Below are 14,315 nucleotides of genomic sequence, written 5' to 3' on the forward strand. Positions count from 1 at the left end.
AGATCGTCCGGGGTGCCAGGCTCGCCGTGGACGTCGGTGCGGTCCGGGTCGGACTGGCCACCTCGGACCCGGACGGGCTGATCGCCACGCCGGTGGCGACCCTGGCGCGGGACACCCGGACCACCGATCAGATCCCCACCGATCTCTCACAGATCGCCGCTGAGGTGCGCGAACGCAACGCCGCGATCGTCTACGTCGGCCTGCCACGTCATCTTTCCGGCGCGGAGGGCTCGGCATCCGAGGCTGCACGCGCGTACGCTGGTGCGCTGGCGCAGGCCATTGCACCGGTGCCGGTGCGCATGGTCGATGAGCGGATGAGCACGGTGACCGCCCATCAGGCGCTGCATGCGTCCGGCCGGGCCGGGCGCCGCCATCGCTCCGTGGTCGATCAGGCCGCGGCGGTGGTGATCCTGCAGGCCGCGCTGGACGGTGAGCGGGCACGGGGCCGCCGACCGGGTGAACCGGTGGTGGTGGACGTGTCGGCGACCGGCCAGGGCGAGGGGACCAGCCAGGATGCCGCACCAGCTGGACCGACCGAAGGGACCACCGAGTGAGCGACCTGTTCTTCGATGCTCCACACCAGGAGGAGCACGACGAGGTCATGCCCGCGCCCAGTCGCCGCAGCAGGCGGGACGACCGGGCCGCGCAGACCAAGCGGCGCAAGCACCGCCGGCGCCGCACCGTCGTGGTGCTGGTGCTGCTCGCCGCGCTGCTCGGCGGCACCGGCTTCGTGGTCTGGAGCGTGTTCGGCGACCTGTTCACCGGCAGTGGTGACGAGGCGACCGTCAGCGACTACCCGGGCCCCGGCTCGGGCGAGGCCCAGGTGACGGTGGCCGCCGGCGACTCCGGCCAGGCGATCGGCACCAAGCTGGTCGACCTCGGCGTGGTGGCCACGGTCAAGGCCTTCACCGACGCCTACAGCGCCAACGCGCAGGCGACGTCGATCCAGCCCGGCACCTACGCCCTGCGGCAGCAGATGAAGGCCGCCGATGCGGTGAACGCCCTGCTGGACCAGGCGAACCGGGTCTCCTCCCGGGTGACCATCCCCGAGGGCTACACCGCCGAGCAGATCTACGACCGGATCTACGAGATCACCACCATCCCGGTCGAGGACCTGGAGGCCGCCGCGCAGGACCCGTCCGCGCTGGGCGTCCCGGTGGCGGTCGAGAACATCGAGGGCTGGCTGTACCCGGCGACCTACGAGTTCGAGCCCGGCTCGTCCGCGACCCAGGTGCTCAGCGCGATGGTGGCCAAGACCGTGGACGAGCTGACCACCGCGGGTGTCGCGCCGGACCAGATGGAGACCGTGCTGATCAAGGCCTCGATCGTCGAGCGCGAGGGCAAGCTGGACGAGGACCGGCCGAAGATTGCCCGCGCGATCGAGAACCGGCTCGCCGACGAGATGCTGTTGCAGATCGACGCCGTGGTGGCCTACGGCCTGGGCATCTCCGGCAGCGAGCTGACCACCGCCGACACCAGCGGGGCCCAGCCGCCGTACAACCCGTACAACACCTACAAGGTCCCGGGCCTGCCGCCGACCCCGATCGCCTCGCCCGGGGCGGCCTCGGTGGACGCGGTGCTGCACCCGGCCGAGGGCACCTGGAAGTTCTGGGTCACGGTGAACCTGGACACCGGCGAGACCAAGTTCGCCACCACCTACGACGAGCACCAGGAGTACGTGGACGAGTTGCGCGCCTGGCAGGCCGCGAACCAGTGACCGCTCCGCGCCGCGCCGCGGTGCTGGGGCACCCGATCGGACACTCGCTGTCGCCGCGTCTGCACCGTGCCGCCTACGCCGCCCTCGGGCTGGCCGACTGGCAGTACCAGGCCTACGACGTGACCGAGGAGCAGCTGGCGGCGTTCGTCGCCGGGCTGGACGAGTCCTGGGCGGGTCTGAGCGTGACCATGCCGCTGAAGCAGGCGGTGATGGCGCTGATGGACCACGTCGAGCCGCTGGCCTCGGTGGTCGGCGCGGTGAACACCGTGATCGTCCAGGGCGGCGGCCGGCGCCCGACCCTGGTCGGGGCGAACACCGACGTGCACGGCATCGTGGCGGCACTGCGCGAGGGCGGTGCCGCCGGGGGATCGGCCGGCGCCGCGGTGCTGGGTGCGGGGGCGACCGCGTCCTCCGCGCTGGCCGCGCTGGCCGAGCTCGGCTGCACCGCCCCGCGGGTGTACGTCCGGGCATTGGGCCGCACCGGTCCGCTGGCCCGCGCCGCCCACCGAATGGGCATCGAGCCGGTGTTCCGTCCGATGGCCGAGGCGCTGGACGGTCTGCTGTCCAGCGATCTGGTGGTGTCCACCCTGCCGCCGGGGGTCGCCGACCCGCTGGCCGCGGACCTGGCCGGCCGCAGCGTCACCGGGGTGCTGCTCGACGTCGCCTACGACCCACGTCGTACCCGTCTGGGCGACGCCTGGGTAGGGTCCGGGGGCATTACGGTGGACGGCGAACGCATGCTGCTGCACCAGGCGGTGGAGCAGGTGCGGTTGATGACCGGACGGCCTGCACCCCTGACGGCGATGGACGCCGCGCTGGGCCAGGCGCTGGGCGGCTGACGAAGGAGCGACCGGCGTGAGCGACCTGTTCCTCGACCCCCCTGCCCGGGACGAGGACGCGCCGCCACCGGCGACCAGCCGGCGCGCCCGCCGGGACGACCGTGAGGCCCGAGCCCGCCGTCGTCGCGACCGCCGCCGCCGCGCCACCACCGTGCTCGCCCTGGTCGCGCTGTTGCTCGGCGGGGTCGGCTTCGTGCTGTGGAGCGTGTTCGGCGACCTGTTCACCGGCGGGGACGATGCGGCGGCGACCGTCTCGGACTACCCGGGGCCGGGCTCCGGGCAGATCCAGGTCACCGTGGCCGCCGGGGACACCGGGCAGGTGATCGGCCAGACCCTGGTGGAGGCCGGGGTGGTGGCGACCGTCGACGCGTTCGCCGCCGCCTACGACGCGAACCCGCAGGCGACGTCGATCCAGCCCGGCACCTACGCCCTGCGGCAGCGGATGCGGGCCGTCGACGCGGTCGACGCCCTGCTCGACCAGGAGAACCGGGTATCGGTCCGGGTGACGATCCCGGAGGGCTGGACCGCCGCCCAGGTCTACGACAAGGTCTACGAGGTCACGACCATTCCGGTGGACGAGCTCGCCGCGGCCGCCCAGGACCCGGCCGCCCTCGGCGTCCCGGTCGAGGCCGGCAGCATCGAGGGCTGGCTGGCCCCCGCCACCTACGAGGTCGACCCCGGCGCCACCGCCGCCGAGGTGCTCGGCCGGATGGTCGCCCGCACCGTGCAGGACCTGACCGCCCGCGGGGTCGCGCCGGAGCAGATGCAGCGGGTGCTCACCGTCGCCTCCGTCGTCGAGCGCGAGGCCAAGCGGGACGAGGACCGGCCGAAGATCGCCCGCGCAATCGAGAACCGGCTGGCCGACGGGATGCCGTTGCAGGTGGACGCCACCGTGCTCTACGGCATCGGGGTCACCGGCCGCGGCCCCACCGGCGACGAGCTCGCCGACGCCGGCAACGCCTACAACACCTACGAGCACACCGGCCTGCCGCCGACCCCGATCGGCGGACCGGGCGCCGCCTCGCTGGATGCCGCACTCGCCCCGGCCGAGGGCGACTGGCTCTACTGGGTGACGGTGAACTTCGACACCGGCGAGACCCGGTTCGCGGCCACCTACCCCGACCACCTGGAGAACAAGGCCGTGATGGAGGAGTGGCTGGCCGCGAACGGCTACTGACCTCGGGTGAGGCTTCCCGCCGAGGGCTCATCCACCCCGCCCTTCGTGCCGATGGGTGTTCCGGGACGGGTGTGCAGCCCGCCCGGGAGGGAACGGTCGGTTGAAGCAGCTCGGCGAGATCCTGCTGGACGAGGGACTGGTCAGCGAGGCGCAGCTCATGGCGGCGCTGGACGAGCAGATGGCCCGCGGGCAGTCGCTCGGGCGCACGCTGGTCGAGATCGGCATCCTCACCGAGGGGCAGCTGGTCGCCGCGCTGGCGCGCCAGGTCGGGATGGCCTTCGTCGACCTGGACGAGTACCCGGTGGACCGCAGCGCGGTCACCATGGTCCCCGCGGCACTGTGCCGGCGGTACACGGTGCTGCCGGTTGGCTTCCAGGACGGGGCGCTGGTGCTGGCCACCGCCGACCCCGGCAACGTGGTCGCCGTCGACGACGTGCGCACCGTCTCCGGGATGAGCGTCCTGCCGGTGGTCGCCACCTTCGAGAACGTCACCCGGGCGATCGACCGGTACTGCCGCGCCGACGGGGAGATGGAGGACCTGTCCAGCGCCTTCGAGGAGGAGCAGGCCCCCACCGAGACCGACCTGTCCCGGATCGGCGACGTGGTCGAGGACGACGCCCCGATCGTCCGGTACGTCAACCTGCTGGTCACCCAGGCGATCTCCGACCGGGCCTCCGACATCCACATCGAGCCCACCGAGCACGACCTGCGGGTCCGCTACCGGATCGACGGCGTGCTGCACGAGATGCAGCGCTCGCCCAAGCAGATCCAGGGCGGCGTGATCTCCCGGGTCAAGATCATGTCCGACATCGACATCGCCGAGCGGCGCAAGCCCCAGGACGGCCGGATGTCCGTCACCCACAGCGGCCGCAAGATCGACCTCCGCGTCGCGACCCTGCCGACGGTGTGGGGCGAGAAGATCGTGATGCGGATCCTGGACAACTCCACCGCCTCCCTCGACCTGCGGGACCTGGCGTTCCTGGACCACAACTTCGAGGTCTACCAGGAGGCGTACACCAAGCCCTACGGGATGATCCTGGTCACCGGGCCGACCGGTTCCGGCAAGTCCACGACGCTGTACGCCACCCTGAACGCGGTCTCCCGGCCGGAGATCAACGTGATCACGGTCGAGGACCCGGTGGAGTACCGGCTGCCCGGGATCAACCAGGTCCAGGTGAACCCCAAGGCGGGCCTGACCTTCGCCGGCGCGCTGCGGTCCATCCTGCGCTCGGACCCCGACGTCGTACTGCTCGGTGAGATCCGGGACCACGAGACCGCGCAGATCGCGATCGAGGCCGCGCTCACCGGTCACCTGGTGCTGTCCACCCTGCACACCAACGACGCGCCGTCGGCGGTCACCCGGCTGACCGAGATGGGGATCGAGCCGTTCCTGGTGGGGTCGGCGCTGGACGCGATCGTGGCGCAGCGGCTGGCGCGGCGGTTGTGCGACAAGTGCTGCGAGCCGTACCTGCCCACCGAGGACGAACTGCTCGCCGCCCGGTTCCCGTGGATGCCGGGGGAGGAACGTCCCGAGCTGTTCCGCCCGGTCGGCTGTGTCGCGTGCTCGCGGACCGGCTACCGCGGCCGGGTCGCCCTGCACGAGGTGATGAGGGTGACCGAGGAGATCGAGCGGCTGGCGGTGGGCCGTGCGTCGGCGGCGGAGATCGGGGCGACCGCGCGGCAGCAGGGGATGATCACGCTCCGCGACGACGGCTGGCAGAAGGTGGTGCTGGGCCGTACCTCGGTGGAGGAGATCCTCCGGGTGGTGGCGTGAGCGCGGCCGATCGCTTCAGGGTCGGCCCGATGCGGCCGATGACACAACGTGTGGCCGCGGGCGCGGCCGGGGCGCCCGGATGCGCGGGCGCCGGAAAGGTGGAGTCGTGAGCGAGCACTATCCCGGTCCGGGGCCGTCCAGGACGCCGGAGGACCGGCAGACCGCGGACACCCGGATGATCCCGCCGGTGGCGCCCGACGCGGCGCTGCCGCCGACCCGGGCATCGCTGCGGCAGGCCGGCGCGCCGGCACCGGTCGACCGGCTGCCCGCCGCCGGATCGCCGACCCAGGTGCTGCCGCCCCAGCCGCCCGCGCACCCGGCCGCGCAGTCGGGGATGCCGGTCGCGGGCCAGGGCCAGCCCCCGCTGCGGCCCACGCCGCCCTCCGGTACCGGCCGGGCATCCCTCGGCCCGACCCGCCAGGACGGCGACGTCGATCTGGACCAGGCGCTGCTGCAGATGGTCGAGGTCGGCGCCTCCGACCTGCACCTGACCACCGGGGCGCCCCCGATGGTCCGGGTGTCCGGCACCCTGGCGCCGCTGGCGGGCTTCGAGGTGCTGACCGGCGATGCCCTGCGCCGGTCGCTGTTCGCGGTGCTCACCCAGAAGCAGCGCGAGCAGTTCGAGGCCGAGCTGGAACTGGACTTCGCCTACGCCGTGCGCGGGCGGGCCCGGTTCCGGGTCAACCTCTACCAGCAGCGGGAGTCCGTCGGCGCGGCGTTCCGTGTGATCCCGTACGAGATCAAGCCGCTGGAGGAACTGGGTGTCCCGCCGGTGGTCGGGTCGTTCGCGGGGCTGCCGCGCGGCCTGGTGCTGGTGACCGGGCCGACCGGTTCCGGCAAGTCGACCACGCTGGCTTCGATCATCGACCTCGCGAACCGCACCCGGGCCGACCACATCATGACGGTCGAGGACCCGATCGAGTTCCTGCACCGGCACAAGAAGTCGATCGTCAACCAGCGCGAGGTCGGGGCGGACACCCACTCGTTCGCCAACGCGCTCAAGCACGTGCTGCGCCAGGACCCGGACATCATCCTGGTCGGCGAGATGCGTGACCTGGAGACGATCTCGGTGGCGCTGACCGCGGCCGAGACCGGTCACCTGGTGTTCGCCACCCTGCACACGCAGGACGCCGGGCAGACCATCGACCGCATCGTCGACGTGTTCCCGGCCTACCAGCAGGACCAGGTGCGGACCCAGCTCGCCTCGGCGCTGCAGGGTGTGGTCTGCCAGACCCTCTGCAAGCGCAGCTACGGCGCGGGCCGGGTGGTCGCCACCGAGGTCATGGTCGCCACCCCGGCGATCCGGAACCTGATCCGGGAGGGCAAGACCCACCAGATCTACTCGGCGATGCAGGCCGGCGCCGACCAGGGGATGCACACGCTCGACCAGCACCTGGCCGAGCTGGTCCGCACCCACAAGATCACCTACGAGGTCGGCCTGGAGAAGTGCCACAACTCGGAGGACTTCAACCGCCTCACCGGTCGGAGCACCTCGATCAACCAGGGCGCGGCCACGATGGCCGGACAGGGGCTGTGATGTCGGCGGAGATGCGCACCTTCGAGTACCAGGCCCGCGACCAGGCGGGCAAGCTGGTCAAGGGCCGGATCGAGGCCGCCCACCAGGGTGCCGTCGCGGGGCGGCTGCGCACCATGGGCATCGCCCCGCTGGAGATCAACGAGGTCTCCACCACCGGCCTGAACCGCGAGATCAAGCTCGGGTTCGGCTCCGGGGTGAAGACCAAGGACCTGGCTGTGATGGCCCGGCAGCTCGCCACGATGGTGTCGGCCGGCCTGAGCCTGCTGCGGGCGCTGTCGATCCTCACCGACCAGACCGACAACAAGGTGCTGGCCAAGACGCTGGGCCAGGTGCGGGCCGGCGTCGAGACCGGGCAGTCGCTGTCCGCCGCGATGGAGAAGCACCCGACGATCTTCCCGCCGCTGATGCTGAACATGATCCGGGCCGGTGAGGTCGGCGGCTTCCTGGAGGAGGTGCTGATCTCGATCGCGAACAACTTCGAGGCCGAGGTCAAGCTCCGCGGCAAGATCAAGTCCGCGATGACCTACCCGGTGGTGGTCTTCGTGATCGCCATCCTCGCGGTGGTCGGCATGCTGATGTTCATCGTGCCGGTGTTCGCGAACATGTTCACCGAGATGGGCGCCGAGCTGCCGCTGCCGACGCAGATCCTGGTGGTCGGCTCGAACATCATGAAGTGGGCGGCGCTGCCGCTGCTGGTCGTGGTGATCGCCGCCGGGCTGTGGTGGGGAAAGCACAAGAACGACCTGGCCGTCCGGGAGCGGCTCGACCCGCTGAAGCTGCGGGTCCCGGTGTTCGGATCGCTGTTCAAGAAGGTCGCCATTGCCCGGTTCAGCCGGAACTTCGGCACCATGGTGCGGGCCGGTGTGCCGCTGCTCCAGGCATTGGACATCGTGGGGGAGACGGCCGGAAATGTGGCCATCACACACGCTGTCAAGGATGTGCGCGACTCGGTGCGATCGGGTATGTCACTGTCGGCGCCGCTGGCGCAGCACAGCGTGTTCCCGTCCATGGTCGTGCAGATGATGGCGGTCGGTGAGGACACCGGTGCGCTGGACACCATGCTCGACAAGATCGCCGACTTCTACGACGAGGAGGTCGAGGCGACGACCGAGCAGCTGACCAGCCTGATCGAGCCGATCATGATCGTCACGATCGGCGGGATCATCGGCGCCATGATCGTCGCCCTGTACATGCCGATCTTCGACATCTACAACCAGATCTCCTGAGCCTCGCCGTCCCACGGACGCTCCACCCATTCGGGTGGAGCGTCCGTTTTGTCGTAGTGCAGTCGGGTGAATCCTGCGCCCCGGCTCAGGGTCCGAGCGTTCCGTGCCGATGAGCCAGATGCAGTTTCCCTGCCGCGCCTCGGCTCGGCATTCCGAAAATGACGCTGACCGCTTGTGCAATCGCACATGGCAATGAAGGAGCCCGACGTGCTCGCTCGCATTCGCAAGTCCATGGACGAGAAGGACCAGGGCTTCACCCTGGTCGAGCTCCTCGTCGTGATGATCATCATCGGGATCCTGGCCGCCGTGGCCATCCCGGTGTTCCTGAACCAGCGTGAGAAGGCGCGCGACACCTCGACCAAGGCCGACGTGTCGACCGCGGGCAAGGAGATCGCGACCTACTTCGTGGACGGGACCGGCGAGATCACCGCATCCCAGGCCGCCGAGAGTGCGGACGTCGTCCTCAAGGAGGCCGGCGCCGCCGACTCGGTCGCCGACATCAAGGTCTCCACCGGCACGAAGTTCGTCAAGCTGACCGACGGGGACGACTCCGAGGCGTGGTGCATCGAGTTCACCAACGACTCCGGGGACAAGAAGACCTTCAGCTACTCCGCCGACGAGGGGCTGCAGGCCAAGGCTTGCTGATCGAGCACTGAACCTGACACGGGGCGGAGGGCAGACGCCCCCCGCCCCGTGTCGTGCGCTTCCCGCCCGCCCTGCCCGAAGGAGCCCCGTGGTCCGCATCGTCCGTCGCCGTGTCACCGGTGACCAGGGCGCCACCCTGCTGGAGGTGGTGATCGCCTGCGTGCTGCTCGGGATCATGGCGGCCGCGGTGATGACCATCGTGCTGCAGTCCCAGCGGGCCGGGCTGGACAACCGGAACCGGGTGGCGGCGGCGAACCTGGCGGCGCGGGAGATCGACATCGTGCGGGAGGAGTTCGGGCGCTCGGACTCGGCCCCGGTGACGATCGCGAACGCCGGCACCCAGGTCAATGCCCGGCCGCTGACCGACGGCACCGCGGGGCAGCCGCTGGTGGTGGACGGGACGTCCTTCACCGTGACCACCGCCGTGCAGTGGAACATCACCGGTAGTGGCCAGTCGGCCTGCGACGGCGGCTCGATCGTGGACTATCCGACCCTCGGCGTCACCGTGACGGTGACCTGGTCGAACATGGGCTCGACCCGGCCGGTGGTGAACTCCACCCAGCTCGCCCCGCCCAAGGGGACGGGCGTGCCGACCACCGACTCCTTCGTGGCGGTCAAGGTGACCGACCAGACCGGCGCCGCGAATGTCGGCCGCGGCGTGAAGGTCACCGGCAATGGCACCACCCGCTCCGGCACCACCGACGCCGACGGCTGCGCCGTGATCCAGGTCAGCCCCAACGCGACGGCGGGGACCGCGTACACCGCCCAGGTCACGGACACCGACTACGTCGACATCTCCGGCACGGCCACCCCGAGCAAGGCCGTGGGCACCGTGAAGCAGGGCCAGCTGAACAACAACGTGATCTTCCAGGTCGCCAAGGCCGGGACGGTGAACCTGCACCTGGTGGACGAGTCGGGTAACCCGCTTCCGGCGGGCGGCGCCCAGCTGACCCTGGTCGCGAGCGAGTCCTCGGGCACCACCGGCTCCCGCACCGTGCCCGCGCAGGGTCCGATCACGCCGGTCGAGGGGCTCTGGCCGACCACCTACGGCGCCTATGTCGGCACGAGCGCACCGGCAGCCGGCTATCCGACCGGCACCCTGACGGCCGGCGGCACCCTGGACCTGTACGTGACCCTCACCCCCGCCCGGGTCTCGTTCACCAACCTGCCCGCGGGGACGACGGCGCTGTTCGCCGGGCCCACCGGCACCACCAGTTGCACCGCGTCCGGTGTGCAGCAGATCGACCCGAACGGGGCGTCGCTGCTGCCGGGCGAGTGGGACTTCTTCGTCACCGGCACCACCTTCGATTGCTCGCCCGGCCCCGCCTCCCTGACGCTGGTGTCCGGCGAGAACGGACAACGGTCCTGGGGGACGACGACGCTGCGGGTGAACGGCGCGCCATCGGGGGTGCTCTGGGCGCTGAACCGGAGCAAGATCACCGGTTCGGTGACCACCTGCCCGGGACCGGGCTACGAGGCCGTGACGGTGAACGTCGATGCCGCGCGGAGCGGCCCGCTCGCCCTGCCCGCCGGTGACTGGTTCGTCTATGTCACCACCGGCCAGCCCGGCAGCGGCTGCGTCGGGGTGCCGTCCGGCCAGTACTCCACGGTGATCGACTACGACACCGACACCGTGCTGACCTGGGTGGTCAAGCCGGCCTCCGTCACGGTGGACAAGGTGACGAACTCCAACCAGACCCAGGTCTGGGCCACCACGGCGCCGTTGAACGCCTCGTGCACCAACACACCGTCCGGCACCCAGCTCACCCGCAGCGGGACCAAGGCCACCGGCACGCTGGACGGCGGGACCTGGTACATCTACCAGCGCAACACCAACAGCCGGACCTGCACCCTCGGCGGCACGATCGTCGTGGGTGGCCAGACCTCGTACACCCTGACCTTCAACTCGACCAGCCCGGGCACGGTGGGACCGTGAGCGCCGCGCTGCGCCGGCTGCGGTCCGAGGATCGCGGCACCTCGCTGACCGAGATGCTGATCGTGATGCTGATCCTCGGCATCGTGATCGCCGCGGCGGCCTCGTTGTCGATCATGCTCACCCGGGCGAACGGCCAGAACGTCGCCCGCCAGGACCAGATCGATGCCGCCCGGGTCGCGGTGGAACGGATGAGCAAGACCACCCGCACCGCGGTCAAGCCCAGTCAGCTGATCACCAGTTGCAACGCGACCTGCGACCAGGTCGAGGCGTTCATGCAGGGTGGCGACCTGTCGATGAAGTTCTACGGCAACCTGGACAACGCCAAGAACGCGGTCGGCCCGAGCCAGATCACCTACACGATCGCGTCCAGTGGGGCCAAGGCGGGCGTGCTGGTCGAGAAGGTGCAGATCCCGGACTCGCCCAACCCGACCTCCAACGGTTACCAGTACTGCAACGCCGAGGCCACCGGCGCCTCGGCGGAGTGCAAGTCCAGGCTGCGCACGCGGGACGTGGTCTCCGGCGTCCAGACCTCCTCGGCGGTGTTCACCTTCTACGGACCCGGTGGCACCCGGCTGAACCCGGGTGCCGGCGGCGTCCTCAGCGCGGCGGACCTGAACAAGGTGCTCTCGGTGGAGATCACCCTGACCGTGCAGTCCGACAGCCCCACCCGGCCCGACCCGACCACCTACATCCAGCGGATCACCCTGCCGAACGCGCAGGCGGTCATCCCGCAGGGAGAGGACGACTGATGGCGACCCGACGCACGCTGCCCCGGTGGATCGGCCGGGGAGTGCTCCGCCGCATCCGCGGGGCGGACCGTCCGGACGACCGGGGTGCGGCCATCGTGATCGTGGTCGGGTCGATGATGATCCTGACCATGCTCGCCCTGACCGGCCTGGCGTACTCGATCAGCAGCACCCGGTTCTCCCGGTACTCGCAGGACTATGCGGCGGCGATGGCAGCGGCCCAGTCCGGCGTGGACGACTTCATCAGCCGGCTGGACCGGGACCCGTCGTACGGCATGACGGTCGACTGCGACAACGAGGCGTGGCGCGGTCCGGTCACCGCCACCAACACCTGCGGGTGGGCCGAGGGCACGGCGGCCGGGTGGTTGCCGGTGCAGCCCGGGGCGGACGTCGACGAGGAGGCGGCCTTCCACTACTCGGTGGACGCCAGCCGCAAGGTCACCCAGGGCAGCGTGCTGCTCACGGTCACCGGCCGGATGAACGGCGTCTACCGGACGATCGAGACCACAGTCGGAATGGGCGGATCCACCGACTACGTCTACTACACCGATTTCGAGTCGGCGGACCCGTCGAACACCCAGGCGTACAGCCCGGACGGCGCGACCAAGGCGGCCTGTGGATCGGGCGGCTACTCGAATGCCAAGTACTGGTACAACGGGCGGTCATCGGCCAGCTGCAAGGAGATCACGTTCATCGCCGACGACTACCTGGACGGCGCGGTGTTCAGCAACGACGCGGTGCTGAGCAGCGGGGCCACCTTCGCCAAGGGCTTCGAGACCGCGCTGCCCTCCTGCGCCAACGCCGGCAGCAGCACGAACTCCTGGAACCAGAACTGCCTGCGATCGGGCAGCACGGCGAACTTCAACGGCACCAAGCCGGTGTACGCGCAGCCGAAGTACCTGGTGGACAACTCCGCCGCCTTCGCCACCAACCCCGGCTGCCACTACTTCGGTGCGACCCGGGTGATCTTCAACTCCAACGGCACGATGACGGTCTGGAACAAGAAGTCGGTCAACGGCCTGCAGGCCCCGGTGTCGATCGCCCCGGAGGACGGCACCGCGCCGAACTGCGGCACGCTCGACGCCCTCGACTCCACCGCCGGCGCCACCCTCCCTGTGCCGACCGAGATGGTGATCTACGCCGCGAACTCCGGCACGGCCAACCGCCAGTGCTACGCCGGGGAGATCGGTGGCCCGGACGCGAACCGCCGCCTGCCGCTGGGCAGCTACGCCGCGGAGCACTCGGTGGATCCGAGCGTGGCAGGCATCTCGTACACCTTCGACACCAACATGACCGAGCCGGGCAAGTTCTGCGGGCAGGGCAACCTCTACGCCGAGGGCGTCCTCGACGGCCGGTTGACGATCTCCGCCCAGCAGTCCGTGATCGTGACCGGTGACCTGATCCTGGCCGGCGGGCAGAGCGGCGACGACCTGCTGGGCCTGGTGGCGACCAACTCGGTCGAGATCTTCCATCCCCGGGTCGCCACGGTCACCTCCGAGCGCTACTGCACGGGCACGGACCGGCGCGGGAACTGCACCGGGTACGCCGTCCGCTGGCGATCCCCCACCGGGGAGTCCGATGTCACCGGGTGGCCCTACCGCTACACCACGACCCCGGCGAAGGGCGTGATGATCACCGGGTCGATCCAGACCTTGCAGCACTCGTTCCTGGTGCAGAAGTACGACAAGGGCGCCAACGCCGGCACGTTGCAGGTCTACGGGTCGATCGCCCAGCGGTGGCGCGGGATCGTCGGACAGGGCTCCGGCGGTTCGATGACCGGCTACGCCAAGCTCTACCAGTACGACTCCCGGCTGCAGTACACCCGCCCGCCCTACTTCCCGACCTGGGCCAACTCCGAGTGGTCGCTGCGCTACTCGGGTGAGATCGACACCCCGAAGGGCGTGCGCGACTGATGGTCGCCGGCATCGTCCTGACCGGGCTGCTCGGTCTCCTGGTCGGGTCCTTCCTCAACGTCGTGATCTGGCGGGTGCCGCGGGGCGAGTCCGTCGTGTCCCCGCCCTCCGCCTGCCCGCGCTGTGGACACCGGATCCGGCCCCGGGACAACGTGCCGGTGCTGGGCTGGCTGCTGCTGCGCGGCCGGTGCCGGGACTGCGCCGAGCCGATCCCCGTGCGGTACCCGCTGGTGGAGGCGGGCACCGGTGTGCTGTTCGCCCTGGCCTGCGGGTGGACCGTGGCCCGGGGGACCCCGTGGCTGCTGCCCGCCGCGCTCTACCTGGCCGCCATCGGCGTGGCGCTGACGCTGATCGACCTGGACACCAGGCGGCTGCCGGACGCGATCGTGCTGCCGTCCTACCCCGTGCTGCTGGCGCTGCTGGCCGTGGCCTCCTGGGGCGGTGACGACTGGGGCGCCCTGCTGCGGGCGGTCCTGGCCGGGGCCGCACTGGCGGTCTTCTACTTCCTGGTGCTGCTGGTCTACCCGGCGGGTATGGGGCTGGGCGACGTGAAGCTCGCCGGGGTGCTGGGGATGGCGCTGGGCTGGATCGGCTGGGGTGCGTTGCTGATCGGCTGGTTCGCGACCTTCCTGCTGGGTGGGCTGTTCGCGCTGGCACTGGTGGTGCTCGGTCGCGCGGGCCGGCGCACCGCCATCCCCTTCGGTCCTTGGATGCTCGGCGGCGCCGCGATCGGGATGGTCGCCGGGCCGGCGGTCTGGGAGCAGTACCTCGGGGTCTTCGGCTGAGCGGGCCGGCCCTCAAGTTC

Annotated in this window: 12 protein-coding genes; all 12 read left to right on the top strand. The window is 70.7% G+C overall.

From position 1 onward, the window contains the following. Positions 1 to 26 precede the first annotated feature (26 nt). The 12 genes from ruvX (at position 27) to HGA03_RS04255 (ending at position 14,295) form a co-directional block, all read left to right on the top strand. The gene (ruvX, locus tag HGA03_RS04200) at positions 27 to 554 is read left to right on the top strand and encodes a Holliday junction resolvase RuvX (protein WP_425591862.1); all 528 of its coding nucleotides are present in this window, start codon (positions 27 to 29) and stop codon (positions 552 to 554) included. After that, positions 551 to 1,717 carry an endolytic transglycosylase MltG gene (mltG, locus tag HGA03_RS04205; RefSeq protein ID WP_168628995.1) on the top strand — a complete coding sequence of 389 codons (1,167 nt, stop codon included), beginning with the start codon at positions 551 to 553 and terminating at the stop codon, positions 1,715 to 1,717. Before ruvX ends, mltG (HGA03_RS04205) begins: the two co-directional genes overlap by 4 nt. Beyond that, complete coding sequence (locus tag HGA03_RS04210) at positions 1,714 to 2,556, top strand: shikimate dehydrogenase (protein ID WP_168628996.1); 843 nt, start codon at positions 1,714 to 1,716, stop codon at positions 2,554 to 2,556. Before mltG (HGA03_RS04205) ends, HGA03_RS04210 begins: the two co-directional genes overlap by 4 nt. Before the next feature lie 16 nt (positions 2,557 to 2,572). Beyond that, entirely contained in the window at positions 2,573 to 3,733 is a 1,161-nt protein-coding gene (mltG, locus tag HGA03_RS04215; protein ID WP_239073452.1) for an endolytic transglycosylase MltG, read from the top strand. Between the two features lie 100 nt (positions 3,734 to 3,833). Further along, positions 3,834 to 5,507: a GspE/PulE family protein gene (locus HGA03_RS04220; protein WP_168628997.1), complete on the top strand. Its 1,674-nt coding sequence runs from the start codon at positions 3,834 to 3,836 to the stop codon at positions 5,505 to 5,507. A gap of 106 nt (positions 5,508 to 5,613) precedes the next feature. Next, positions 5,614 to 7,044: a type IV pilus twitching motility protein PilT gene (locus HGA03_RS04225; RefSeq protein WP_239073451.1), complete on the top strand. Its 1,431-nt coding sequence runs from the start codon at positions 5,614 to 5,616 to the stop codon at positions 7,042 to 7,044. Then, positions 7,044 to 8,270, top strand: a complete 1,227-nt coding sequence (locus tag HGA03_RS04230; protein ID WP_168628998.1) for a type II secretion system F family protein — start codon at positions 7,044 to 7,046, stop codon at positions 8,268 to 8,270. The genes HGA03_RS04225 and HGA03_RS04230 overlap by 1 nt, the downstream gene beginning before the upstream one ends. A gap of 207 nt (positions 8,271 to 8,477) precedes the next feature. Beyond that, entirely contained in the window at positions 8,478 to 8,915 is a 438-nt protein-coding gene (locus HGA03_RS04235) for a type II secretion system protein (protein ID WP_168628999.1), read from the top strand. A gap of 88 nt (positions 8,916 to 9,003) precedes the next feature. Next, positions 9,004 to 10,851 (top strand): type II secretion system protein, encoded by a 1,848-nt coding sequence (locus tag HGA03_RS18405; protein WP_203767085.1) that lies wholly within the window; start codon positions 9,004 to 9,006, stop codon positions 10,849 to 10,851. Further along, the gene (locus tag HGA03_RS04245) at positions 10,848 to 11,600 is read left to right on the top strand and encodes a type II secretion system protein (RefSeq protein WP_239073450.1); all 753 of its coding nucleotides are present in this window, start codon (positions 10,848 to 10,850) and stop codon (positions 11,598 to 11,600) included. Before HGA03_RS18405 ends, HGA03_RS04245 begins: the two co-directional genes overlap by 4 nt. Continuing rightward, positions 11,600 to 13,510: a hypothetical protein gene (locus HGA03_RS04250; protein ID WP_168629000.1), complete on the top strand. Its 1,911-nt coding sequence runs from the start codon at positions 11,600 to 11,602 to the stop codon at positions 13,508 to 13,510. The genes HGA03_RS04245 and HGA03_RS04250 overlap by 1 nt, the downstream gene beginning before the upstream one ends. Then, positions 13,510 to 14,295, top strand: a complete 786-nt coding sequence (locus HGA03_RS04255; RefSeq protein ID WP_168629001.1) for a prepilin peptidase — start codon at positions 13,510 to 13,512, stop codon at positions 14,293 to 14,295. Before HGA03_RS04250 ends, HGA03_RS04255 begins: the two co-directional genes overlap by 1 nt. Positions 14,296 to 14,315 lie beyond the last annotated feature (20 nt).

This window comes from Cellulomonas denverensis, from assembly GCF_012396125.1.
GTDB classification, from domain to species: Bacteria; Actinomycetota; Actinomycetes; order Actinomycetales; family Cellulomonadaceae; genus Cellulomonas; species Cellulomonas denverensis.